This is a genomic window from Rhodococcus sp. 06-418-5, assembly GCF_002258285.1.
In the GTDB taxonomy this organism is placed as follows: Bacteria; Actinomycetota; Actinomycetes; order Mycobacteriales; family Mycobacteriaceae; genus Rhodococcoides.
The window spans coordinates 64,784-89,324 of sequence record NZ_NOYE01000003.1 but is presented as its reverse complement, the minus strand read 5'-3'; the positions used below and the strand labels follow the sequence as shown (position 1 = coordinate 89,324).

The 24,541-nt window shown below is 66.6% G+C and carries 21 protein-coding genes; 9 read left to right on the top strand and 12 right to left on the bottom strand.

The features are described 5' to 3' along the window. Positions 1 to 3 precede the first annotated feature (3 nt). Positions 4 to 3,489 carry a non-ribosomal peptide synthetase gene (locus CH274_RS00890; RefSeq protein ID WP_094656538.1) on the bottom strand — a complete coding sequence of 1,162 codons (3,486 nt, stop codon included), beginning with the start codon at positions 3,487 to 3,489 and terminating at the stop codon, positions 4 to 6. A 286-nt stretch (positions 3,490 to 3,775) separates the two neighbouring features. Next, a complete protein-coding gene (locus tag CH274_RS00885) occupies positions 3,776 to 4,192 on the bottom strand; it encodes an HIT family protein (protein WP_094656537.1) in 417 nt (138 codons plus the stop codon). A 67-nt stretch (positions 4,193 to 4,259) separates the two neighbouring features. Here CH274_RS00885 and CH274_RS00880 point away from each other — a divergent pair, with 67 nt between their 5' ends. Then, positions 4,260 to 5,051, top strand: a complete 792-nt coding sequence (locus tag CH274_RS00880; RefSeq protein ID WP_094656536.1) for an HAD-IIA family hydrolase — start codon at positions 4,260 to 4,262, stop codon at positions 5,049 to 5,051. Here the strand turns inward: CH274_RS00880 and purB are convergent, their stop codons facing one another. Further along, entirely contained in the window at positions 5,052 to 6,470 is a 1,419-nt protein-coding gene (gene purB, locus CH274_RS00875) for an adenylosuccinate lyase (RefSeq protein WP_045200318.1), read from the bottom strand. A 158-nt stretch (positions 6,471 to 6,628) separates the two neighbouring features. Here purB and CH274_RS00870 point away from each other — a divergent pair, with 158 nt between their 5' ends. Both CH274_RS00870 and CH274_RS29015 read left to right on the top strand, forming a co-directional pair. Continuing rightward, complete coding sequence (locus CH274_RS00870) at positions 6,629 to 7,279, top strand: DsbA family oxidoreductase (RefSeq protein ID WP_094630428.1); 651 nt, start codon at positions 6,629 to 6,631, stop codon at positions 7,277 to 7,279. After that, complete coding sequence (locus tag CH274_RS29015) at positions 7,276 to 7,413, top strand: hypothetical protein (RefSeq protein WP_176459131.1); 138 nt, start codon at positions 7,276 to 7,278, stop codon at positions 7,411 to 7,413. Before CH274_RS00870 ends, CH274_RS29015 begins: the two co-directional genes overlap by 4 nt. Positions 7,414 to 7,416: 3 nt before the next feature. Here the strand turns inward: CH274_RS29015 and CH274_RS00865 are convergent, their stop codons facing one another. Further along, complete coding sequence (locus tag CH274_RS00865) at positions 7,417 to 8,055, bottom strand: TetR/AcrR family transcriptional regulator (RefSeq protein WP_045196709.1); 639 nt, start codon at positions 8,053 to 8,055, stop codon at positions 7,417 to 7,419. Positions 8,056 to 8,122: 67 nt separating this feature from the next. Between CH274_RS00865 and CH274_RS00860 the strand changes: the two genes are divergently transcribed. Then, entirely contained in the window at positions 8,123 to 9,136 is a 1,014-nt protein-coding gene (locus tag CH274_RS00860) for a GntG family PLP-dependent aldolase (RefSeq protein ID WP_256993445.1), read from the top strand. 66 nt (positions 9,137 to 9,202) lie between these two features. Here the strand turns inward: CH274_RS00860 and CH274_RS00855 are convergent, their stop codons facing one another. From CH274_RS00855 to CH274_RS00840, 4 genes are all read right to left on the bottom strand, one after another. Then, complete coding sequence (locus CH274_RS00855) at positions 9,203 to 10,351, bottom strand: pyridoxal phosphate-dependent aminotransferase (RefSeq protein ID WP_094656534.1); 1,149 nt, start codon at positions 10,349 to 10,351, stop codon at positions 9,203 to 9,205. A gap of 178 nt (positions 10,352 to 10,529) precedes the next feature. Further along, a complete protein-coding gene (gene purD / locus CH274_RS00850) occupies positions 10,530 to 11,780 on the bottom strand; it encodes a phosphoribosylamine--glycine ligase (RefSeq protein ID WP_094645746.1) in 1,251 nt (416 codons plus the stop codon). A gap of 78 nt (positions 11,781 to 11,858) precedes the next feature. Beyond that, on the bottom strand, positions 11,859 to 13,913 hold the full coding sequence (locus CH274_RS00845; RefSeq protein WP_094656533.1) for an ArnT family glycosyltransferase: 2,055 nt from the start codon (positions 13,911 to 13,913) through the stop codon (positions 11,859 to 11,861). Next, the gene (locus CH274_RS00840) at positions 13,910 to 15,163 is read right to left on the bottom strand and encodes a bifunctional glycosyltransferase family 2/GtrA family protein (protein ID WP_032395953.1); all 1,254 of its coding nucleotides are present in this window, start codon (positions 15,161 to 15,163) and stop codon (positions 13,910 to 13,912) included. Before CH274_RS00840 ends, CH274_RS00845 begins: the two co-directional genes overlap by 4 nt. A gap of 114 nt (positions 15,164 to 15,277) precedes the next feature. Between CH274_RS00840 and CH274_RS00835 the strand changes: the two genes are divergently transcribed. Continuing rightward, complete coding sequence (locus tag CH274_RS00835) at positions 15,278 to 15,703, top strand: HIT family protein (protein WP_094656532.1); 426 nt, start codon at positions 15,278 to 15,280, stop codon at positions 15,701 to 15,703. A 10-nt stretch (positions 15,704 to 15,713) separates the two neighbouring features. Here the strand turns inward: CH274_RS00835 and CH274_RS00830 are convergent, their stop codons facing one another. Next, positions 15,714 to 16,238: a winged helix-turn-helix transcriptional regulator gene (locus CH274_RS00830; RefSeq protein ID WP_094656531.1), complete on the bottom strand. Its 525-nt coding sequence runs from the start codon at positions 16,236 to 16,238 to the stop codon at positions 15,714 to 15,716. 74 nt (positions 16,239 to 16,312) lie between these two features. On the opposite strand from CH274_RS00830, the gene CH274_RS00825 reads away from it, so the two are divergent. Continuing rightward, positions 16,313 to 17,764 carry an MFS transporter gene (locus tag CH274_RS00825; RefSeq protein ID WP_094656530.1) on the top strand — a complete coding sequence of 484 codons (1,452 nt, stop codon included), beginning with the start codon at positions 16,313 to 16,315 and terminating at the stop codon, positions 17,762 to 17,764. Here the strand turns inward: CH274_RS00825 and CH274_RS00820 are convergent. Both CH274_RS00820 and CH274_RS00815 read right to left on the bottom strand, forming a co-directional pair. Next, positions 17,747 to 18,403 (bottom strand): response regulator, encoded by a 657-nt coding sequence (locus tag CH274_RS00820; RefSeq protein WP_094645751.1) that lies wholly within the window; start codon positions 18,401 to 18,403, stop codon positions 17,747 to 17,749. The two genes, CH274_RS00825 and CH274_RS00820, sit on opposite strands and share 18 nt — an antisense overlap. Next, positions 18,400 to 20,064 (bottom strand): sensor histidine kinase, encoded by a 1,665-nt coding sequence (locus CH274_RS00815; RefSeq protein WP_094630418.1) that lies wholly within the window; start codon positions 20,062 to 20,064, stop codon positions 18,400 to 18,402. Before CH274_RS00815 ends, CH274_RS00820 begins: the two co-directional genes overlap by 4 nt. Positions 20,065 to 20,232: 168 nt before the next feature. On the opposite strand from CH274_RS00815, the gene CH274_RS00810 reads away from it, so the two are divergent. From CH274_RS00810 to CH274_RS00800, 3 genes are read left to right on the top strand one after another with little or no spacing between them, the layout of a single operon-like run. Next, entirely contained in the window at positions 20,233 to 21,615 is a 1,383-nt protein-coding gene (locus CH274_RS00810) for a CitMHS family transporter (protein WP_032395959.1), read from the top strand. Between the two features lie 33 nt (positions 21,616 to 21,648). After that, on the top strand, positions 21,649 to 22,059 hold the full coding sequence (locus CH274_RS00805; RefSeq protein WP_032395960.1) for a universal stress protein: 411 nt from the start codon (positions 21,649 to 21,651) through the stop codon (positions 22,057 to 22,059). Further along, positions 22,056 to 23,177, top strand: coding sequence for an AbrB family transcriptional regulator (locus CH274_RS00800; RefSeq protein WP_094656529.1), 1,122 nt, complete (start codon positions 22,056 to 22,058; stop codon positions 23,175 to 23,177). Before CH274_RS00805 ends, CH274_RS00800 begins: the two co-directional genes overlap by 4 nt. Here CH274_RS00800 and CH274_RS00795 read toward each other — a convergent pair. After that, entirely contained in the window at positions 23,157 to 24,539 is a 1,383-nt protein-coding gene (locus tag CH274_RS00795) for a sensor histidine kinase (RefSeq protein ID WP_094656550.1), read from the bottom strand. The two genes, CH274_RS00800 and CH274_RS00795, sit on opposite strands and share 21 nt — an antisense overlap. Positions 24,540 to 24,541 lie beyond the last annotated feature (2 nt).

Here is a 24,541-nt window from a genome sequence, read left to right as displayed (position 1 = left end):
GATTCAGGGGGTGTGCTGGTGGTCGAGTGCGGCCAGCAGTTGGTCCTCCGTCATGGATTCGATCGATACGTAGATCTCTGCGGTCGCCTCCAGCAGTTCGGCGTCACCTTCGGCTGCGATCATCGACTCCGCCAGACCCGACACGGTCGGCGCGGAGAACAGCATCCTCACCGTGACGGAGGTGATGTCGAAGGCCGCGCGGATTCGAGCGACGATGGTGGTCGCGAGCACGGAGTCGCCGCCCAGCGCGAACAGGGTGTCGGTGACTCCCACCTCCTCGGCACCGAGCACGCTCTGCCAGATCAGGGCGAGTGCACCCTCGAGTCGAGTTCGAGGCGCGACACGAGCCCTGACCCGCTCGGTATCACCTGCCGCCCGGCACAGTCGGACGATTTCCGCCGAATCGATCTTCCCGTTGACGGTCAGCGGCAGGGCTCGCAGTGCCACCATCCGGTCCGGCACCATGTGGGCAGGCAAACGGTCGGCAACCCTGGCGGTGATGCCCGCGACGGTCTCGTCGGAATCCGCGTCGGAATCGCCGAGCACCACCGCTGCCATCACTACCGCAGCGCCCGAGCGATCGACAACTGCCGCGGCGGCGGCTACGTCGGGATCGCCGACCAGGACCGACTCGATCTCTCCCAGCTCGATGCGAAACCCGTTGATCTTGATCTGATTGTCGACGCGGCCGATGAATTCCACCATCGAGTCCGTGCCGTAGCGAACCAGGTCGCCGGTGCGGTACCAGCGATATCCCTCGACCTCGACGAAGCGTTCGCTCGTGCGCTCGGGGTCGTCCAGGTAACCGTCGGCCAATCCTGTTCCTGCCACCCACAGCTCGCCGGGCACCCAGTCCGGCACCGGATACCCGCGCGCATCGACGACCCGCAACGCCATCGAACGCAGCGGCAGTCCGAACGGCACCGTACGCCAGTGCGGATCGACCTCGACGACCTCGCAGATGCTGTTGTGGATGGCCGTTTCGGTTGCGCCGCCGAGTCCGGCGAATCGGCATTCCGGAACGGCTGCCCTCAGTCGGCGGTAGAGATCGACACCGACCTTGTCGCCGCCGAGCATGACGACCTGCAGCGAGTCACCCAGATCCTCACCGGCGGAGAGGATCATGTCCAGCAGCGGCGGTACGCAGCTGATCACCGTGACTCGATGTGCACGAATCAGAGCGGCCCACCGCTGCGGATCCTTGCGCTCGTGCTCCTGGACGAGCACGGCGCTGCCGCCGGCGGCGAACACCGAGAACAGGTCGAACGTGCAGAGGTCGAAATCCAACTCGGACAGGCACAACGGGCGGTAGCGCTCGTCCAGCGCGAATCGGTCGACCAAGTCGCCGATCGTGTTCATCGCCGCACGATGCGACACGACCACACCCTTGGGCTCCCCCGTCGAACCGGAGGTGAAGATCATGTACGCGGGAGCGGTGTCGGGTCCGAGATGTGGGGCGGGCAGAGCGTCACCGAGGACCGCGTCGGACACCGCGAGGCCGTCGCCACCCGATCCTCCGATCGTCACCGCGAACCCTGCTTTTCGCGCGATCAGTGCAGCGCGACTCGCCGGTTGGTCGACGCCGATCGGGACGTACACCCCGCCCGCGGCGAGCACACCGAGAACGGCGACCACTTGATCGGGCCCCTTCGGCAGCGTCACCCCTACGGTGTCGCCCACTGCCACATCTCGATCCTTCAGTGTCGCAGCCACTCTCAGCGCTCGGTCACACAGATCGCCGTACGTCATCGACTCGTTCTCGCCCCACTCGAGCGCCACCGCATCGGGATTCTGCGACGCGCGATCGAAGAAGGCGCGGTGCAGGGACTCGTTCCCGACTGCCTGCGACGCGTCCGTTCGGGGTACATCGGCCGACGGAGTTCGTGAGACCAGCTGACGCGGCGGAACCAGCCGACCCACCGGTTCCGACCACACGGCGTCACCGTCGACGACGAGTCCGCGAACCAGCGCCTCGAAAGCGTCGAACATCGCCTCGGAAACCCCAGGTAGGAACTCGTTCTCGCGAATGTCCCAGTTGACCAGCACGCCGCCGTCGAGCTCGGTGATCTGGGCGTCCAGTACGACCTGCGGTCCCTGCGACATGATCCACACCGGGTCCCCGAAAATCTCCCGCGCGCGGGCGTCGAACAACTCGCCCAACCCGAGCGCACTGGTGAAGACCACGGGCGCGAGTACCGGTTCTCCCCGACGACGGCCGAGGTCACGGAGAACCTCGACTCCGGAGTAGTCGACGTGCGAGGCATCCTCGTGCAGTCGAGCCCTCAGTTGCCGGGACCGCTCGGCGAACGACAGGTTCTCGCTCAGATCGACGTCCAGCATGACCGAGGACGAGAAGTCGCCGACGAGATCACCGACAGCGGGGTGCGTCGGGGCGCGGTCGAACATCGGAACGTTGAGCAGAAATCGCTGCTCACGTGACCAGGCCCCGACCACCTCGGCGAACGCCGATGCCACCGCTACCGCCGGGGTGACGCCATGTGCGCGAGCCCGCGACTGCAACAGCGAATAGTTCTGCGCATCGAGGTGAAACGACCGCCTGGTCGCCGACGGAGATCCCGAATGATGTTCCAGCAGAGGCAGAGTGGGTGCACCGGGCAGCGCGTCGAGTCGATCGGTCCAGTATCGCTGTGCCTGCGCTCGCGCCTCGCGGCGATCCTGCGGGCGGTCGGCGAGGTAGCGCGCATAGCTGTAATCGACGGTGGGAAGCACCTGTCCGTCGTATGCCTTGGCCAGATCTGCGACCAGGATTCTGAAGCTGACGGCGTCGCCCGCAATCATGTCCATGTCGAGATGCAGTCGCGTTCGACCGTCCGGGAGCAACGACAGATCGGCCGAGAACACCTCTCCGGCTTCGATGTCGAGCATCTGGTGCGTCAGGCGTTGACGAGTTCGTTCCAGCTCGTCCGTTGCGTCGTCCTCGCTCCGCAGATCGTGCACCGTCAACCCGCGCCACCCTGGCGTGGACTCGATCACCTGCTGTCCGTTGTCGGTGATCCGAGCCCGCAGCATGTCGTGCCTGCGGGCCACGGCTTCGAGTGCTACGCGCAGTCGATCGGGATCGACTGCGCTGCCGTCGAACTCGGTGTAGAGGTGCGGCGAGACGCCACCGAACCGCTGCTCAGCGCTGCGACCGATCCAGTAGGCATGCTGCAGTACAGCGAGATCGAAGCTGTCCGTGTCGAGCGTGCGCGCGGCCGTTACCGCCTCGGGGACGGGAGTCCGGGGTGCCGGTTCGTCTGCGGCACCGACCAATTCGCACCACGCCGATATCGTCGGCTGCGCCGCGAGGTCGGCGAACGTCACCGCACTGCCCTGTTTGCGAAACCTACCGACCAACCGCATCAGCACGATCGATTCCAGCCCCAACTCGAACAGGTTCGCATCGACCGGCACAGCGTCGGGCTCGGAGCCGATCAGCTTTGCGACCGACGTTCGCAGTTCGTCGAGCCCTGTTCCCTGCTGATCCATTCGGTGCATCCCCTTCGATCGGCTGCTGTGCGTCGTACCGGTCGCGGCCAGGAGGTTTGCCACCCAGATGCATAAGGAAAGGCTACCCTCGCTTAGTCGACCCTCAGCAGGCTAACATCTGTCCGCCCGGAGGAGTGGTCGGACCTGCACCACCCGCCCAGGACATCGGACCGGCAGACCCCCGACGGACTGTCCAGGGCGAAGAAGGTCAGCGCCGAGTAGCAGACACGACCACACACGGGACCACCGGTGCCCATCCGCCGGTGGTCCCGTGATGCGCCTCGCTCTACAGTGCAGCGGCGATCTCGGCGGCCTGCCTGTCCAGTTCGGATCGCTGCGGCGACGACGGTCGAGCACGGAGGCCGAAGCCGTCGCCGATCATGCGGGGGATGACGTGCAGGTGCACGTGGAAGATTTCCTGACCGGCCACCGTGCCGTCGGCGAGAAAGAAGTTGACGCCCGCGACACGCGGGTTGCTCGCTCGCACAGCGGCGGCCACCTTCTGCCCCACCACGAACAGGTGCGCCCCGATTTCGGGTGGCAACTCCGCCAATGTCCGGAACTGCTGCCGGGGCACCACCAACACATGTCCGCTGGTGAGCGGGCGAATGTCCATGAACGCAACCGCTGTCTCGTCCTCGTGGACGCGCGACGCCTCGGCCGTACCGGCAATGATCTCGGCGAAAATCGTGTAGGGGTTCACAGCCACCGAGCGTAGGCGCTCGACTGCTGACGCTGCGGGGCCCGGACCCGAAGACTACTGTTTGCCGATGAGCATCGGCGGGGTTCTCTTCGACATCGACGGCGTCCTGGTGTCGTCGTGGCAGGCGGTGCCAGGGGCAGCGGACACTCTGAAGTACCTGGACAGCAAGGACATTGCGCGCGCGTTTCTGACCAATACGACGTCGAAGACGCGTGAGCAGATCGCTACGGCACTGCGCGAGGTGGGGCTGGACGTGCACTCGGACGAAATCGTCACGGCCGCGTCACTCACTGCGGACCATCTCCGGGAGAACTATCCCGACGCGCGGGTGGTGCTGATCAACAACGGCGAGATCGCAGGCGACATGCCGGGAATCGAGTTCGTCGACGAGACGTCCGATGATCCCGATGTCGTGGTCGTCGGCGGCGCAGGCCCGGAGTTCACGCACGAGCGGCTCAGCCGCGTCTACGACTGGCTGTGCCGAGGCATACCCGTCGTTGCGATGCATCGATCGCTGATGTGGAGCACCGGTGCCGGGCTGCGCATCGACACCGGCATGTACCTCGGCGGTATGGAGCAGGCGTCGGGGCACACCGCGAAGGCCATCGGTAAACCTGCACCACTGGGATTCCGGACGGCGTCCGAGCGAATGGGCGTCGACCCGGACGACGTCGTCATGGTCGGGGACGATCTCGACAACGACGTACTCGCCGCCCAGGTCGTCGGGATGACGGGAGTGCTCGTGCGCACCGGAAAGTTCCGTCAGGACATGCTCGATCGACGCATCACGGACGAGTTCGCGATGGAACCCGACCACGTGATCGACTCGGTCGCCGACCTGCCCGACGTCCTCTCCTGACTACAGAATCGGCGACGGCGTGTACGACGCCCCGGCCGGGAACTTCGCGATCAGCCGCTCCACTGCCGAGACGACGGCAGCGACCTGGGCATCGGCCGCCCCGATGAAGGCCGTCTTGTCGGCCAGCGCCGCATCGAGGGCAGCGCGATCGAGGGGCAGGCGATCGTCGGCGGCCAGACGGTCGAGCAGGTCCGGTTCCAGTCCCTGCTCACGCATGGCCAGCGCCACCGCGACGGCGTGTTCTTTGATCGCCTCGTGTGCGGTTTCGCGTCCGACGCCCGCGCGCACGGCAGCCATCAGCACCTTGGTCGTCGCGAGGAACGGCAGGTAGCGGTCGAGTTCCTTGGCGATGACGGCCGGGTACGCGCCGAATTCGTCGAGCACCGTCAGGAATGTCTCGATGAGTCCGTCGATGGCGAAGAAGGCGTCGGGCAGCGCCACGCGGCGCACGACGGAACAGAAGACGTCGCCCTCGTTCCACTGCGCTCCGGCGAGCTCGGCGGCCATCGAGCCGTAGCCGCGCAGCACCACCTGCAGGCCGTTGACGCGTTCGCACGAGCGAGTGTTCATCTTGTGCGGCATCGCCGACGAGCCGACCTGTCCCGCCTGGAAGCCCTCGGTGACGAGTTCGTGGCCCGCCATCAGGCGAACGGTGTGGGCGAACGAGGACGGTCCGGCACCGATCTGGACCAGCGCGGAGACGACCTCGTGGTCGAGCGAACGGGGGTAGACCTGGCCGACACTGGTGAGCGTGTGCCGGAAACCGAGGTGGTCGGCGACGATGCGTTCGAGCGCAACGAGCTTGGCGGAGTCGCCGCCGAAGAGATCGAGCATGTCCTGCGAGGTGCCCATCGGCCCCTTGATTCCGCGGAGCGGATAACGAGCGATCAGCTCCTGCACCCGGGCCAGAGCCAGCAGCAGCTCGTCCGCCGCGGACGCGAAACGCTTGCCCAGCGTCGTGGCCTGAGCTGCGACGTTGTGGCTGCGGCCGGCCATCACCAGGGAGGAGTATTCGGCAGCGCGCTCGGCCAACCGTTTCGCGACGGCGACACCGTGCGCGTGCACGTGTTCGAGTGAACGCAGAATCTGCAGTTGCTCGACGTTCTCGGTGAGGTCGCGGCTGGTGAGACCCTTGTGGATGTGCTCGTGGCCGGCGAGGGCGTTGAACTCCTCGATGCGTGCCTTCACGTCGTGCCGGGTGACGCGCTCACGCTCGGCGATGGACGCGAGATCGACCTGGTCCACGACGGCTTCGTAGTCGGCAATCGCAGCGTTGGGTACGTCGACTCCCAGGGAAGACTGCGCGCGCAGCACAGCGATCCACAGTTGGCGTTCCAGGGCGATCTTGTGCTCCGGAGACCACAGCTCCACCAGTTCGGGACTCGCGTAACGGGTGGCCAGGACATTCGGGATGCTCACGAGCACCCAGCTTACGTGGCGCAGTTGTCGGCCTCGGAAGACGACCGCACTCTTTCGTAGAGGACTGCACCACCGACCGCCCGCGTTCGTGCACGCGTCTCGTTCGTCAGTCGACGCCGCGTGGAATAACCGCAGCGCGTTCCGCTGTTGGAGGCGTCGTGAGCCGAACAGTGAAGGTCGACATCTGGTCCGATATCGCATGCCCGTGGTGCTTCGTCGGTAAGCGCCGTTTCGAGGCAGGTGCCGCGGAATTCACCGCCGGGGGTGGGACGCTCGAGGTGGAGTTCCACTCGTTCGAGCTGGCACCCGACACACCGGTCGACTTCGACGGCAGCGAGGTCGATTTTCTCGTCTCCCACAAAGGCATGCCGGCCGCCCAGGTCACGCAGATGTTGGGGCAGATGACCGAGCTGGCCGCAGGCGAGGGGCTCGCGTACGACTTCGACGCCCTGCAGCACACCAATACAGTCAAGGCGCACGAGCTGCTGCATTTCGCCAAGTCGAAGGGCAAGCAGGTCGAGATGAAGGAGCGCCTGCTGGCGGCCTATTTCGAGGAGGGGCGCCATGTCGGCCGCACCGATGACCTCGCCGACCTGGCCACGGAGGTCGGCCTCGACCGTGACGAGGTGGTCGAGGCGCTGAAGTCCGAGGAATTCCTGCCGGCGGTGCGCGCGGACAAGGAGCAGGCCATCGCCTACGGAATCAGCGGTGTGCCGTTCTTCGTGATCGACGGACGGTTCGGTGTGTCCGGCGCGCAGGACCCGTCGGTGTTCGCCGACGTCCTGCAGAAAGCCGCTGCCGGCTCATGAGCGGTCCTCTGGAGATCGTCGGCGACGACCACGGCCTCGTCTGCACGGACGGCGTGTGCGAGGTGCCACCGATCGACGCAGACTCCGGCGAGACCGACCGGGCCGAGTCGGGGCCGAACATCTCGGCTCGGTAGCAGTCAGTCCGCCGGCACCTGTTCCGCCGGTGCGACGATGTCGATGACGGCCAGCAACATGCTTCGGGCCATGTGGCGGGGGTCGGGGTCCACTTCGCTGAGCGCGCCCACCACGGCTCCGTCCACCACCGCCACGAGTCGTCGAAGCTGCTCTTCCTGCACGGTCCGACCCGACCGGCGCAGGACGTCGGTGAGCAGGTCGTCGATCTGGGCGCGTAGGCGCAGCTGAACCTCTCGCAGCTCGGGATGGCGTGCCGAGGCGATGAAGCGTTCGTATCTCGCGATCAGCTGCTCGTGTCCGTCCTGGGGTCCGATCAGCAGGTCGACGATGAGGTCGACCGTCGACTCCATTTCGTTCGAGCACTTGCCCTCGTCCTCGATGCGGCCGCGCATCACATCGATCTCACGGGTGCCCACGACGTCGACCGCCGCGGCCACCAGGTCTCCGAGGGACTCGAAATAGTAGGTGGTCGACGCAAGAGGGAGCCCGGCTCGTGCGGCCACGGAACGGTGCCGCACCGCGTCGAATCCGCCTTCGACGAGAAGGTCCGCAGCGGCCGACGCCAGTGCCTGCCGGCGGCGCACCCCCTTCGGAGTCGCACCCGACACCTTGTGCTGCGACTCGGTCGGACCTGCGGACATTCAAGTCATCGTGCCAGCTCGAGGCCGTTCGTCGGACTGCTTTCGCGCTATGGAATTGTCAGTATTCGTGGCACATCGAACGATCGACCTCCGCTCCGACACCATCACCCGACCCGATTCGGTCATGCGAAAAGCCATGGCCGACGCCGAAGTGGGCGACGACGTCCTCGATCACGATCCGACGATGGCGGCACTGGAAGAAGCCGTCGCAGGTCTGCTCGGATTCGAGGCGGCACTGTGGGTGCCGTCGGGGTCGATGGGCAACATCATCGCGCTGATGCTGCATCTGCAGCGCGGCGATCGATTCCTGGCACCCGAGCACGCCCATGTGCTGGGGTCCGAGCTCGGTACCGCCGCATGGTTGGCGGGCGGAATGCCCGACGCCCTCCCCCACGACGGTGGGCCCGGCCGTCCCCTCGCGTCGACGGTGCGCGCGAAAGCCGGCGGCGACGGACCGTACTTCGCGCTGCGGACCACGCTGCTGTCGCTCGAGAACACCCACAATTTCGCAGGCGGTACCGTGTTCGGACCGGACGAGTGGTCGGATCTCGTTGCCGCCGGACGTGATTGCGGGCTGAAGGTGCACCTCGACGGGGCGCGACTGTGGAATGCCGCTGTGGCCCTGGATGTTCCGATCGCCTCGCTCGCTGCCGGTGCGGACACGGTGCAGGTGTGCCTGAGCAAGGGCCTCGGCGCGCCGGTCGGTTCGATGTTGGTCTCGGATTCCGCGAGGATTCACGACGCTCGGCGTGTACGAAAGATGTTGGGCGGCGGCGTCCGTCAGGGCGGCATCCTGGCTGCGGCCGGGCTCGTGGCGTTGGATCGGATCGGTGATCTGGCCGTCGATCACGCCAACGCATCGACCCTCGCGTCCGGTTTGCGCGAGCGTGGTTGGGAGGTGACCGAGCCGGAGACGAACATCGTTCTCGCAACGGTTCCCGACCCGGCATCGACGGTCACCGAGTTGGCCGAGTCGGGTATCGCCGCGGTGACCGTCGCGGGCAAGGTGCGTTTCGTGACCCACCGCGACGTCGATGCCGCCGATATCGCGGAGGCGCTGGAGCGGCTGCGCCGCATGTGAGCCCCGTGCCGTCCCGTCGTTCCGCAGGCTCCCCCTCCTGCCTCGTAACCTGCTACGAGGAAACACTCACATGCGACGAAGGCGCTCCAACGCCTCCTCGACGTCGGCCGTGGTGCCTGCGAACGAGAATCGCACGGTGTGGTTCCCGCGTACGGTGTCGAAATCGATGCCCGGTGCCAATGCGACCCCGGTCTCGGACAGCACTCGCGCACACCAACTTCGCGAATCGTCGGTCAGGTGCGCGATGTCGGCGTACACGTAGAAGGCACCATCGGCCGGTGCGAGGTCGGTGATCCCCATGGCCGGCAAGCCGTCGAGCAGAATGCGGCGGTTGACGGCGTAGCGCTCGACATGTGAATCCAGCTCGATGCGGGACTCCTCGGTGAACGCCGCGATGGCGGCAACCTGGGAGATCGCCGGTGGGCAGACCGTCATGTTCGACGCCAATCGTTCGACGGCTCTGCGCAAACGCGTCGGCAGCAGCATCCAGCCCAGCCGCCATCCGGTCATCGAGAAGTACTTCGACACCGATCCGATGGCGACGGATTCCTTGGAGGTCTCCCAGGCGCTGGACGTCCGCGCGTCCCCGTAGGCGATGCCGTGGTAGATCTCGTCCGAGATCAGCAGAGTTCCGTGCTCGTCGCACCAGCGCGCGATCGCGGCGAGCTCGTCGGGGTCGATGATCGTGCCGGTGGGGTTGGCCGGGCTCGCGATGATGAGCCCGGCGGGCGGCTCGGGCAGTTCCTCGAGCATGGCGACGGCCGGTTGGAACCGCGTCTCGTCGACGCAATCCAGTTCGACGACGCGACAGCCCAACGCCGCCAACGTGTTTCGATACGCCGGATAACCCGGCCTGGCCATGACGACCGTGTCCCCCGCGTCGAACGCAGCGAGGAACAGCAACGTGAATGCGCCCGACGACCCGGTCGTGATCACCACGTCGTCGGCGTCGACGGAGATGCCGTACCGCGCGCTGTGGTACTCGGCAATCGCGCGACGCAGCGGCAGAATGCCCAGCGTCTCGGTGTACCCGAGCAGCTGCGCGTCCAGGGCCTCGCGGGTGGCGCGCCGTACCGGCTCGGGCGCTCGCGTCGAGGGCTGACCTGCAGCAAGCGAGAGCACGTCGCCGTGAGTGCGTGCCCGCTCGGCCGCCGCGGCGAACACATCCATCACGTGGAACGGCTCGACCATCGATCGCTGGGATTCACTGTGCATTGTTTCGACCCTACTGATCCCGGGACGCTCGGTACCTCACGCCTTCGCAAACGCGCGCGCATGTGCCATGTGCGCGCAAAATCGCGTCGTTTCGGAGGCGATTCCGCTCGCATCCGACAAATGCGCGCGCGTTTGCCCCCGACGACCGGCCTCGACAAACCCGGCCGACGCGGCGCACCTACAGCGAGATGCGACCCTCCACCGCAGCCAGGCCGATGTCGGTGCGGAAGTGACTGCCCGGCAATCGGATTCCCGCGATACGGGAGTATGCGTCGTCGCGGGCGGCGGTGAGGTCGAATCCGGTGCCGACCACGCTCAGCACGCGTCCGCCCGCGGAGACGACTGCGCCGTCCTTCACCGCGGTGCCTGCGTGCAGCACGCCTTCCCCGTCGGAGCCGAGGATCTCGTCACCGGTGCGCGGTCGACCGGGGTAGTTCTCGGCGGCGATGACGACGGTGACGGCCGCACCGTCCTTCCAGCGCAACGGCGGCAGTGAGGCAAGCGTGCCGGTCGCCGTCGCGTTCAGCACCTCACCGAGAGGGGAATCGAGCAGCGCCAGCACCGCCTGGGTCTCGGGATCACCGAAGCGGCAGTTGAATTCGACGACCGCCGGGCCGTCGGCACCCATCGCCAGACCGGCGTACAGCAGACCGGAGAACGGCACGCCACGCTGCACCATCTCGGCGGCAACGGGTTTCACGACGTCACGGACGATCTCCTCGACTGCGCCCTCGGGCAACCACGGCAGCGGGGTGTATGCGCCCATGCCGCCGGTATTGGGCCCGGTGTCGCCGTCGCCGACGCGTTTGTGGTCCTGCGCGGGCAGCAGAGGCACCACGGTCTCCCCGTCGACGAGGCAGAACAGGGACACCTCGGGTCCGTCGAGGAACGATTCGAGCAGCACCGGGTGGCCGTTCTCGAGGAGTTCGGCAGCGTGATCGCGCGCGACGAGGCGGTCGGTGGTGACGACAACTCCCTTGCCTGCAGCCAGGCCGTCGTCCTTGACCACCCAGTTGGGGCCGAAGCGGTCGAGGGCTGCGTCGAGCAGGGCGGGTGAGTCGACGATTTCGCTGTGCGCGGTGCGGACACCTGCTGCTGCCATCACGTCCTTGGCGAAGGCCTTGGATCCCTCGATGCGAGCGGCGTCGGCGGACGGTCCGAATGCGGCGATGCCTGCCTCGCGGAGTGCGTCGGCCACACCGAGGACCAGGGGCACCTCCGGTCCGATGACGACCAGGTCGGCGTCGAGTTTCTTCGCCAGCGCGGTCACCGCCTCACCGGAAGCGACGTCGACCACGTGCTGCTCGGCGAGCTTCGCGGTGCCTGCGTTGCCGGGAGCCACGAACAGCTTCTCGACCGACGGATCGGCCTTCAACGCAAGTAGAAGGGCGTGCTCACGAGCACCGGAACCAATGACTAGTACGCGCACAGTGCATCAGACTATCTGCTCGACGCGAAAGCGCCCCGCACCTGTCATGGTGCGGGGCTCTTTCGTGGTGGTTCGGTGTTACTGCGTGAGGTCGTAGAACGTCACGTTGTCGACCGTGGTCGCGGTGAAGTTCTCGGTGACCCAGGCGGAGATCTCCGCCGAGGTACCCGACTCCATTCCCGGCATCCCTCCACCGCCGATGAAGTAGTGGATCTGTCCCTCGGCGACGTACTGCTGGAACTCGGCGAGAGTCGGGGACGGGTCGGTGCCGTTGAACCCGCCGACGGGCATGACGGGCTCCTCGGTGGCCAATTGATAGCCGGCCGCCGTGTTGGCTCCGATGGCCGCTGCCACCCAGGTGTAGGAGTCGGCGTCCTGCTCGAGCATCTCGGTGATCGCGGTGGTCGGCTTGCTGCCCTCGAGAAGACCGCCCATTGCGCCGCCCATGCCGCCCATCTCGGCACCACCCGGCATCTGGCCGGGAGCACCGGCCTGTCCCGGGAATCCCGCCGGTGGCTGCATCCCGGCCGGTAGCTGGACGCCTGCCGGCAACTGCATTCCGCCCGGCATACCGCCCTGACCGCGACGGCCCTCGCCCATACCGCCGAACCCGCGCATACCGGTGTTCGGGCCGGCCGAGACGATGGCGCCGGTGTGCGAAGTACCGATCGTGTCGACCGCGTAGGCCGTCGGCCCGGCGAGTCCGGCGAACATCACCGCCAGGATCGACGCCGCCGCCAGCCTGCCCCGGGTCAGCGCGGGTACGAGCAGCGTCACGACGGCCACAACTCCGACCACGAGAATCGCCCACTTCAACCACGGCACGAAACTCTCACTGCGGCGCAACAACACCCACGCCATCGCCACGGTGGACGCCACGGCGGCGGCCATCGCGATGCGTACCCAGTACGTGTCGCGTCGACGCCACAGCACCACGCTGCCGATGCCGATCAGTGCGGCGACGGCAGGTGCGAGAGCAACGGTGTAGTACGCGTGGAAGATTCCGGCCATGAAACTGAACGTCAGCCCCGTCACGAGCAACCACGATCCCCACACGATCAGCGACGCACGCTGCCCGTCGGTTCGAGGTGCTCTGCCGCGCAACACGAGTCCGACCACGGACAGGATCAACGCGGCCGGGAGAAGCCAGGCGATCTGGCCGCCCTGGGAGGCGTCGAACATGCGGAGGATGCCGGTCTCTCCCCAGATACCACCGGGCATGCCCCCGGGCATTCCCCCGGCCATGTCGGCACCCATACCCCCGCCCATACCGCCGCGGCCGGGGGTGACACTTCCGGTTTCGTCACCGCTGAGCCGACCGAATCCGTTGTAGCCGAGCGTGAGTTCGAGGATCGAATTGTTCTGCGAACCGCCGACCCACGGCCGCGACGACGCCGGCCAGAATTCCACGATCAGAATCCACCATCCGGCCGAGACGATCATCGCGCCGAGTGCACCGAACAACTGCATCAGCCGGGTGAGAAACTTCGGCGGTCCGGCGATCAGGTAGGTCAACGCCAGCGGCGGTACGACGAGCATCACCTGGAGCTGCTTGGTGAGGAAGCCGAATCCGACGAACATGCCGGTGATCAACAGCCACTTGGTCTTTCCGGTCTCGACGCCGCGCAGCAGTGCCCACACCGATGCGATCATCAGCAGCACGAGCAGCGCGTCGGGATTGTTGAACCGGAACATCAGTGCGGCGACCGGAGTCACGGCCAGCACCAGGCCTGCGAGCAGACCGGCCGCGCCACCGAAGCGACGCTTGACGGTGGCGCGCAGCAGGGCCACCGATGCGACTCCGAGGAGCGCCTGCGGCACCAGCATCGCCCAGGTGTTGAGGCCGAAGATGCGCACCGACAACGACATCAGCCACAGCGACATCGGGGGCTTGTCGACGGTGATCGAGTTGGCGGCGTCGGAGGATCCGAAGAAGAAGGCCTTCCACGACACCGAACCCGCCTGCACCGCAGCGGAATAGAAGGAGTTGGCCCAACCCGAGGCACCGAGTCCCCAGATGTAGGCGACGCCGGTGCCGACCAGCAACGCGACCAGACCGATCCACTCCCATCGCGGGGAGGTGACGGGCGCGGCCGAGGCGTCCGCGGCGGGGCGTTCGATCGTCGTCGTCACAGATTCTTCTCCGAACCGGCGGACTGGGAATCGGACGACGTGGAGCTACGGAAGACCCACCGCAGTGCGACGAATCGGCACACCGTGGCAACGAGATTGGCGACGATGAGGACGGCGAGTTCGACGTGCCGAGACACATCGGGCACCCAGGCATGCAGTACCGCGAGCGATCCGCTGGTGACGAGCAGAGCGAAACCGAAGATCGCCAGTCCCTGCAGTTGATGCTTGCCTGCGCCGTCCGATCCGCGGACGCCGAAGGTGAAGGCGCGGTTGGCCGCGGTGTTGAGTACCGCGGTGATCAGTAGTCCGAAGAAGTTCGCGGCCTGCGCGCCGATCAACGAGTGCAGCACCAGGTACAGCAACGCGTACGCGACGGTGCTGGCGATGCCGATGATGCCGAATCGCACCATCTGGCTGATCATTCCGTGCGGCACTCCGGGCACGAGCGGCTCCCGTCCCAGGCTTCGACGCAGTTCGGCGACCGGCAGTACGCCGGTGGCCAGGGCGCGGCCGACGCGCCAGCATCCCTGCAGGTCCTTGACGGCGGTGTCGACGATGTTGACGCTGCTGTTCGGGTCGTCGACCCAGTCGACGGGCACCTCGTGGATACGCAGGCCGACTTTCTCTGCGATGACGAGCAATTCGGTGTCGAAGAACCATCCGGTGTCCTCGACGAGCGGCAACAGCTGTCGGGCGACGTCGGTGCGCATGGCCTTGAAACCGCACTGCGCATCCGAGAAGCGTGCGCGCAGCGATGTGCGCAGAATGAGATTGTAACTGCGCGAGATGAATTCGCGTTTCGCGCCGCGGACCACCCGGGACGATCGGTTGAGTCGTGATCCGATGGCGAGGTCCGAGTGACCGGACATCAACGGCGCGATCAGCGGCATCAGAGCGTTGAGGTCGGTCGACAGATCGACGTCCATGTAGGCCACGACATCGGCGTCCGATGCGAGCCAGACGGCTTTGAGTGCCCGTCCGCGGCCCTTCTCGTCCAGGTGATGAACCCGGACTCCCTCGATCTCGTCGGCCAGCCGGTGTGCCACTGCGAGGGTGCCGTCGGTACTGGCGTTGTCGGCGATGGTGATGCGCGACCGGAACGGGATCCGGTCTTCCAGATGCTCGTGTAGACGACGAATGCACTGTTCGAGATCCGCCTCTTCGTTGTATACCGGGATGACCACCTCGAGAGTGGCCGTGGCGTTCGAGCCGGGCCGCTGGCCTGCTCGTGCGAGGGAATTCGTTGTCATGTGGACCAGAATCGGGCCCCGAGCTGGACCCACCCTGCGATGAACCTGGCAATCACCTGGGAGACGCGACCGGTGGAACGGCCCCGGTCGAATCGGGTAGGGCATCCTGTTCCCATGGCTTCCATTTTCAGCAAGATCATCGCCGGCGAAATCCCGGGGCGTTTCGTCTGGCAGGACGACGACGTGGTGGCGTTTCTGACGATCGCACCGGTCACTCAGGGCCACACACTGGTGGTTCCGCGCGAGGAGATCGACCAGTGGCAGGACGTCGACGGTGCCGCGTTCGCGAAGATCACTGCCGTTGCCCAGATCATCGGCCAGGCGGTCAGGACCGCGTTCGACGCTCCCCGCGCCGGACTGCTGATCGCCGGGCTCGAAGTGCCGCACCTGCATCTGCATGTGTTTCCGGCATACGACATGGGCAACTTCGACATCTCCGGTGCCGACCCGAATCCGTCGGCGGAGTCGCAGGACGAGGCAGCGACCAAGCTGCGCGCGGCGTTGCGTGAACTCGGGCACGCGGCTCACGTCCCGGAGTGACGCACCTCGCTCACCGCAGAGGCGTGAGCAGGCGTCGACGCGTCCTCAGGTGCATCGACACCTCGTCGGATCGGGTGTCGGGGTCGTAGCCCGGGCCGATATCGGTGTCGATGTCGTGCGGACCGGGCGCGAGTCCGCATTCGGGGCAGATCCCCAACGGTCCGAGGTCGGTTCCGCAGGTCGCGTGCAGGAATCGTCGACGCTTCCCTGCGGGTTTCGCCGTCTGTTCCTCACCCCAGTAGCTCAGGGCGAACACGGCGGGCCACAGTCGTTCGAGGGCGGCGGTGGGGACGTAGTCGTCGCGTCCGCCCTCGACGGCGCGGGCTCGTCGTTCGAGCAGGCCGGCCTCGACCAGTGCGCCGAGTCGTTGCGCGAGGACCGCCTTGGAGATGTCGAGGTGGACCTGGAAATCACCGAAGCGTCGGACCCCGAAGAAGCAATCGCGCACGATGAGCATCGTCCATCGCTCGCCGACGAGTTCGAGGGCACGGGCCAGGGAGCAGTCCTGGCGGGCGTAGTCGATTCCGAGTGCCATGACGCGATAGTACAGTCTGTTGACCGAACCAAATTGGGCGTTTACAGTTCGATCACCAGACCAAAAGGACGACGATGACCGACGCTGCACCCTCGCCCGTCAGCACCGACAACAGCACCCGCGCGCTCACCATCGCAGCGCTGGGCACCCTGCTGACTCTGATGGCGTTCACCGCACCACTCGCCACGATCAACAGCACCGCCGCGGACCTGATGTCCGACGCAGCAGGACGCACCTGGATTCTCAGTTCGATGAGCATCGGCCTCGCTGCCGCCCTGCTCACCACCGGTACCGTCGCCGACGACTTCGGCCGCCGACGCACCTTCGCACTCGGTGCGGCGGTCCTGGCCGTCGGTGCGATCGTCTGCGCCGTCTCTCCCGACACTCTGATCTTCGTCCTCGCCCGCATCCTGCAGGGTCTCGGCGGCGCGGCCGTCATCGCGTCGAGCCTGGGGATCATCGCGCACACTCACCCGGCCGGTCCGGTGCGCGCGAAGGCGAGCGGGGTGTGGGGCGCGAGCGTGGGTGCAGGCATCGCTCTCGGCCCGCTGCTCGCCGCCGTACTCGATCGCTGGGCGAGTTGGCGGGAGGCCTACGTGGTTCTCGCGGTTGCCACGGTCGCATTGGCCGTCGCCGCGCATGTGCTCGTCGAAGAATCCAGGTCCGACGCCCCGCGTGGCCTCGATCCGGTCGGTGCGCTGCTGTTGGCCACGGGCGTCGCCGCGTTGCTGGCCGCGCTGGTCGAGGGCAGGCAGGGCTGGATCGCCGTCACTCCGATCGTGCTCTTCGTCCTCGCGGCCCTGCTGCTGTCCGCGTTCGTTGTCCTCGAATTGCGCGGTGCCACTGCGATGCTCGATCTGACACTCTTCCGGCACCCACCATTTCTGGCCGCCACGGTCGCCGCGCTGGCCACCGGCGGCGGCATCATCGCCCTGATGTCGTACATGCCCGGATTCCTCGGAACCGCGCTGGGTATCGATGCGCTCGGTGCCGCCCTGCTGCTGTTCGGGTGGTCGGCCACGTCCGTGGTCACCGCCTTGCTCGCCCGCAGGCTGCCCGCATCGATGAGCGGTCGGACGCAACTTGCCGTCGGTCTGGTCGGCGTCGCGATCGGCATGGTGATGCTCACGGGGTTGTCCGAGAACGCATCCTGGCCGCGACTGCTGCCGGGACTGCTCGTGGCAGGAGTCGCCAGCGGGGTACTCAACGCCGCTCTCGGACGCGAGGCCGTGGCCAGCGTGCCCACCGGCCGCGGCGGCATGGGCAGCGGTGCCAACAACACCGCGCGCTACGTCGGCTCCGCCATCGGAGTCACCGTCGTTGCGGTGGTGGCCGTTCCGGCCGGCGGGAGTGGAGCCCGCGGAATGACCCAATTTGCGGGCAGTGGAGCCCGCGGAATGACCCAATCGATCAGCAGCCACAGCACGACTGCGCTGACCGAAGGGTGGAACACCGCAGCTCTGGTCACCGCGGCGATCTCCGTGGTCGGAGCCGTGGTCGTGGCGGTCTCACGCTCCCGGCGGTAACGAGTACTCCTGCTCCGGCCTGCCGGTCGACCCATAGCGCAGCTGCATACGCAGTCGCCCCTTGGACACGAGGGTGGCCAGGTAACGCTGCGCGGTCGCACGTGAAATGCCGATGGCCGCAGCAACTTCACCCGCGGACATCGGATCGGCGGTCGCGCGCACGGCGTCGAGCACCAGATCACGGGTGACGGACTGCGAGGACGGCAGCGGTGCCGCCGCGCGCGGGCGCAACGCGTCGAGTCCGCTGTCGATGTCGGCCTGGCTCAGCTCGTCCGAACGGTCGAGAGCGCCGCGGTACGTCCGGTATCCGGTGAGGCGATCGACCAACGCCGAGCGCGGAAACGGTTTGATCAGATACGTCCAGGCACCCGCGGCCAACGCCGATCGAACGGTCTGCTGATCCGCCGCGGCGGAGAGCACCACGGCGTCGCACTCGAGTTCGCGTACCAGGTCGATTCCCGATCCGTCGGGCAGATAGACGTCGACCAGCGCCAGATCGAACGCCTGCGTCGACGCCAACTCCCGCGCCTGGGCGATGCTCGTCGCCACCGCGGCCACCTCGTAGTCGGCTAGCGAATTCACCAGTGCCGCATGTAGATCCGCGACCCGGAAGTCGTCGTCCACCACCAGTACTCTCATTGCGACACCTCGTCGGTCAGTAGTGCGTCCGGGATCGACGCGATGAACACTGCGCCTCCTCGTTCGTTCTCGTCGGTGATCTGCCCACCGACATCGGCCAGCGTCACGTCGCCGCCGCGGGTACGTGCGATCTGCCGACTCAGCGCCAATCCCACCCCTCGGCCGCCCGGTGAGTCCGCCGTCGACTTGGTCGAGACTCCCTCCACGAACACCTGATCGACTTCCAGATCCACACCGTCGCCGGAATCGACGACCACGATGTGCAGGGTCGAACCGTCCTGCACCAGTTCCACTTCCACCTCGGCGGGCCTGCGGACTCCCAGCCTGGCAGCATCGATCGCATTGTCGACGAGGTTGCCCAGCACAGTCGTCACGTCGACAGGAACGGCGACCTCTCCCCCGACCCAGGTGTTCTCGCCCAACACCATTCGCACCCCGCTCTCACGCGCGTGCGCGGCTTTCGCGGTCAGGAACGACCGCAGATAGGCGTCGGAGAGGGCATCGATACCCTCGACGGTTTCCGATCTCGGCCCCACGCCGAGTATTTCGTCGATGTACTGCGACGCACGATCCGGGTGGCCCTCGTGCAGCAGTCCGCTGACCAGATGCATTCGGTTCGCGAACTCGTGGCGCTGGGCGCGCAGTACGGCGGACATCGACTGCACCGCGTCGAGTTGACGCGTCAGCGTCTCGACGTCCGTTCGGTCACGCACGGTCAGCACCGTACCCAGATTTCGATTGTCACGCAGCACTTTTCGAGCGGCTGCGACGACCACGACCTCGTTCACCGCCGCGAGTACGGGTTCGGCCGTCGGAGATTCGATGACCTCGAGCAGTCTCGGAGTCAGACCGATGTCCTCGATCCGCATCCCCGGCTTACCGTCGATCGAGAGCAACGAGCGCGCTTCGTCGTTGACGACCGTGACGACGCCGTTCGGATCGATGGCGACCACGCCCTCGCCGATGCCGTGCAGCACGGCCTCCTGTTCACGCACCAATTCGGCGAGCTCCTCCGGCTCGAGCCCCAGCGTCAGTCGTTTCCACCTGCGCGCCAACAGGGTCGAGCCGGCCAGCCCGAGCAACAGCACGGCACCGGTCACCAACCCGCCGTTGACCAGATCCTTCACCAGCTCGGTACGCACGGCCGTGGTCGATATGCCCACGCTCACTTCGCCGACCACCACGTCGGTCGAACCGAGCGCCAGCACAGGCACTTTCGCGCGTACGGAGTCGCCGAGGGTGCCGCGCTCCTGCTCGACCACCTCGTTGCCCGCCAGCGCACCGGATGGATCGGTACTCACCCGCTGGCCCAACACCGTCGGATCGGGGTGCGCCAAGCGAAGACCGCGATCGTCGGTGATGACGACGAACAGGGCGTCGGTGCGGGTGCGGGCGCCCTCGGCCGCGCGCTGCAAGGCCCCGCCCGCCAGCACTCCCGCGGGCGCGGCGTCGGTGCCTGCGGTGTCGACTGCCGAGAACTGCTCGACGAGCGAGCGCACCTCCGGGTCCGACGCCACCGTCCGGGCGACCGCGAGCGCGCGCTCGCCGTACTCCTCGCTCGCCTGCCTGCCGCTGCTGATCGCGAACACCCCGAACGCCACAGCCAGGGCCACCGCCACCAGCGCTGCCTGCAACAACAGCACCTGGGTCCTCAATCGCACTCGTTCAGGCTATGCGTCGGGCGGGCTCGAGCACAATGCGCAAAAGGCTCTTTACGTTGCTTGCGCGGGTAGTGCGCACAACGGCGACCATGTGATGCCGGTTACGTAACTTCAGTCACACACGCAGTCCAACCGGACCCACCTCACACATTCGAGAAGGAGTGCACGATGTTGGTGATACTCGGCTTCCTCATGGTAGCCGCCTTCATGTTCTTGATCCTGACCAAGAGAGCCACGCCCGTCGTCGCACTCACCCTCGTACCCGTCATCTTCGGTCTGCTGGCCGGCGCAGGGCTCGGCATCGGTGACATGATCACCGACGGCATCAAGTCGCTGGCCCCCACCGCGGCCCTGCTGTTCTTCGCCATCATCTTCTTCGGCATCATGATCGACGTCGGACTGTTCGACCCACTGGTGCGCGGCATTCTGCGCCTGGTGCGCAACGATCCGATGAAACTCGTTGTCGGAACGGCCATTCTGGCCATGGTCGTCTCGCTCGACGGTGACGGCTCCACCACGTTCATCATCGTCACGTCCGCCCTGTTGCCGCTGTATCTCAAACTCGGTGTCAGCCCGGTCATTCTGACGGTCGTCGCCGGTCTCGCCAACGGCACGATGAACATCATTCCGTGGGGCGGCCCGACGGTTCGCGCTGCTTCCGCTCTCGGCATCTCCCCGTCCGACGTCTTCGTTCCGATGGTTCCTTCCATGATCGTCGGCCTGATCATCGTGCTGCTCTTCGCCGTTCACCTGGGCATCATGGAGCGCCGACGCATCGGCAAGCTGATCTACGAGCCCGAGTTGGTGGCCTCCGGTGGCGGCGGCAGTATCCGCAAGGGTGGCAAGGCAACCGGCGGTGCAGGCACCGGCGGATCGGACGACGGCGAATCGGGTCAGTTCTTCGACGGTCTCGACCCCAACCGCGACACCCTGCGCCCGAAGCTGCTGTGGTTCAACGCTGCTCTGACGGTCATCCTCCTCGTCATCCTCGTCATGGACATCCTGCCCATCCCGGTGCTGTTCATGATCGCTGCCTCCATTGCCCTGACGGTCAACTTCCCCAAGGTCAAGGAGCAGGGCGACGCGATCGCACGGCACTCGTCGTCCATCGTCTCGGTGGTCGCCATGGTGCTCGCCGCGGCAATTCTGACCGGCGTCTTCCAGGGCACCGGCATGGTCGAGGCCATGGCGGAGTGGCTGCTCAACGTCATTCCGTCCGGCATGGGCCCGTACCTGGCCGTCATCACCGGCATCCTGAGCATCCCGCTGACGTTCTTCATGACCAACGACGCCTTCTACTTCGGCATCCTGCCGGTGCTGACCGAGACCGCAGGCAAGTACGGCATCGACCCGGTCGAGATGGCCCGTGCCTCGATCACCGGTCAGCCCGTCCACCTGCAGAGCCCGCTGGTTCCGGCCATCCTGCTGCTGGTCACCCTCGCCGGAGTGTCACTGGCCGATCACCACAAGAAGGTGCTGTGGCGAGCGGTGGTCGTCTCCCTCGCGATGCTTGCCGTCGGCATCGTCCTCGGCCAGATCCCGTTCGGCTGATCCCCCACCCCATCTCGCGTAGGAGAAACCGTCATGACTGTTGGCGTACTGCACAACAATTCACCCGAGGGCCGCGCAGCACTGGCGGCAGCCGTTCGAGAAGCACGCATCCGCGAGACGGACCTGGTCGTCCTGCACGCACTCTCCGGATCGGCCGAACCGTCCGCCGAGGCCGCCGAGACGCAGGCCGTGTCCACGTCGGTGGAGACCGCTCTGACCGACATCGACCACGCCGACGCGGTCTCCTGGACCGTGGCAGTGGGTAGGCCCGACCCCGACGCCGTCAACACACTGCTGACCCTGGTGGAGGAACAGAAGTCGGAGATCCTGGTGGTGGGCTCGCGGCACCGCTCGGCGGTCGGAAAGTTCCTGATGGGACAGACCATTCAGCGTCTGCTCCTCGAGATCCCGGTCCCGGTTCTGCTGGTCAAGTCCGGAGCATGAGTGCTCCCACACCGATGAGACGAGTACTCGGGTACAGCCTCCGATGGATCGGCCTCGCGGCCGTATCCGTCGGGGGCTGGGCCCTTTTCGCGACTCTGGGTCTGACGGCACCGTCACTGTTCGCCGCACTTGTCGTCGCCGTGGTCTTCGCACTCACCGGCCTCGGTCCGGCTGCCGTCCCCCGTCCGGCATCGATGGCGGCGCAGGGCACACTGGCGGTGACGATCGGGTTGATGCTCGACACCGACACACTGGGTGCGTTGGGCGAGAACTGGATTCCCGCAGTTCTCGTCGGTGCGGGGACACTGGTCGTCAGTGCAGGCTGCGGCGCGCTGCTGGCTCTGCATCGCGACGTCGACCCGGTCACCGGAGCGCTGTCCCTGATTGCCGGTGGCGCAACGGGTCTGGTGTCCATCGCCCGAGAACTCGGCGGGGACGAGCGCATCGTCGCGGTGGTCCAGTACCTACGCGTCGCACTCGTGGTGGTCACGATGCCGCTGATCGTCACGTTCGCGTTCCATACCGACACCGGTGGTGGGACAGCATCGTCCGAGCAGTCGACGACGCCCTGGTACATCGGTACCGCCTTTCTGATCGCTGCCGTCATAGCCGGAATCGTTCTCGCTCGGATCATCCGACTGCCCGCGCCCGCCACCCTCGGACCACTGATCGTCGCCGGCACCTGCGAACTGCTCGGCTGGCCGGTCGACATCTCGGTACCCGCCGTGCTGCTGCCGGTGGCGTTCATCGTCATCGGATGGCAGGCGGGGCTCGCCTTCACCGTCTCCAGTCTGCGGGCGATCGGTCGGATCTTCCCGTGGGCTGCACTGCTGGTCGTATCGATCGGGGTGATCTGCGCATTGTTCGGCTGGGCACTGTCTGCGATCACCGGAGTCAGCATGCTCACCGGCTACCTCGCGACCACGCCCGGTGGATTGGCCGCCGTGCTGGCCGTGTCCGCGACGACCGGATCGGATGTCACCTTCGTCGCGTGCGTTCAGGTGATTCGGTTGGTGTCGATGCTCGTCGCCGCGCCACTCGCCGCAGCCGCGTACACGAAGCTGGCCGAACGCAAGAAGGCCGCAACGGCACGCGAATCAACCGTCGGCGCGGGGTAATTCGACTCGGAAGGTCGCGCCCTGCCCCGGGGCGCTCTGCACTGTCACAGTTCCGCTGTGCGCCGCGACCAGAGCCGCCACGATCGACAGACCGAGCCCGCTGCCCCCGCTCTCGCGTGTGCGCGAGGAGTCGGCTCGATAGAAGCGCTCGAAGACGTGCGCCGCCTCTTCCTTGCCCAGACCGGGTCCGGTGTCCTGTACTTCTAGCAGCACCGACGACTGGGTGGTCCCGACGCACACGGTGATCGACGCGGATTCCGGCGTGTGCCGTACGGCGTTTCCGACGAGGTTCGCGAGCACCTGACGCAGCCGCGCGTCGTCGCCGCGGACTTCGGGTATTCCCGGCCCCGCCAACACTTTCAGCGAGATGTCCCGCGTGGGCGAGACGGCCTTGGCGTCGTGCACGGCATCGGCGGCGACGGTCAGCAGGTCGACGCGCCGCATGTCCAGAGGTCGTTGCGCGTCGAGGCGCGCGAGCATCAACAGGTCTTCGACGAGCAGGCCCATGCGCGCCGACTCGCCCTCGATTCGATTCATCAGCAGCGAGATGTCACTCATCGCACCCTGCCGGTACAGCTCGGCGAACCCGCGAATGGTCGTCAGCGGTGTTCGTAATTCGTGGCTGGCATCGGCGACGAAGCGGCGCATTCGATCCTCGGATGCGCGCGCGGCCTCCTCGGAGGCGGCAGTGGCCGCGAACGCACGCTGAATCTGCGAGAGCATGCCGTTCAGGGCCGCCGACAACCGGCCCACCTCGGTCTTCTCACTCCACTCGGGAACTCGACGATGCAAGTCTCCGGCGGCGATGGCCGCGGCGGTGGTCTCCACCTCACGCAACGGTCGCAGGCTGCGCCGCACCACGAAGTAGGCGATCACGGCCAGTGCCAGCAACACGGCTGCGCCGATGTAGAACTGGAGTACCACGAGTCTGCTGACGGTCTGCTGATTGGCGTTGAGCGACATGCCGACGGTGGTGGAACCCTCGCTGTTGGTCACCGTGATCACCCGCCACTGCTTCGACGGGTCGCCCTCGGAACCGACGGTCGTCGGGGTCGCCGACGGCGTGCCCGACAGATCCGGAACATCCTCTGCCACATCGTTGATCGGGCCCCGGACGGTACCGTCGTTGGCCACCGAGCGAACGAAGAAGTTGGACGGAGGTCGACCGGGATTGGGCTCGTCCACCGGTGGCAGCGGGCGAGCGTCGGGCTGCGCCCACCCACGGGACGCCTCGATCAGTTGTTGATCGAGGCGACGCATCAACGACGTCTCGAGCGAGGAGGTCACGGCAATCCCCGACGCCAACAGGCCGAGACCGACCAGGAGCAACAGCGCGGCGACCAAGGTGAAGCGCAGCGGCAGAC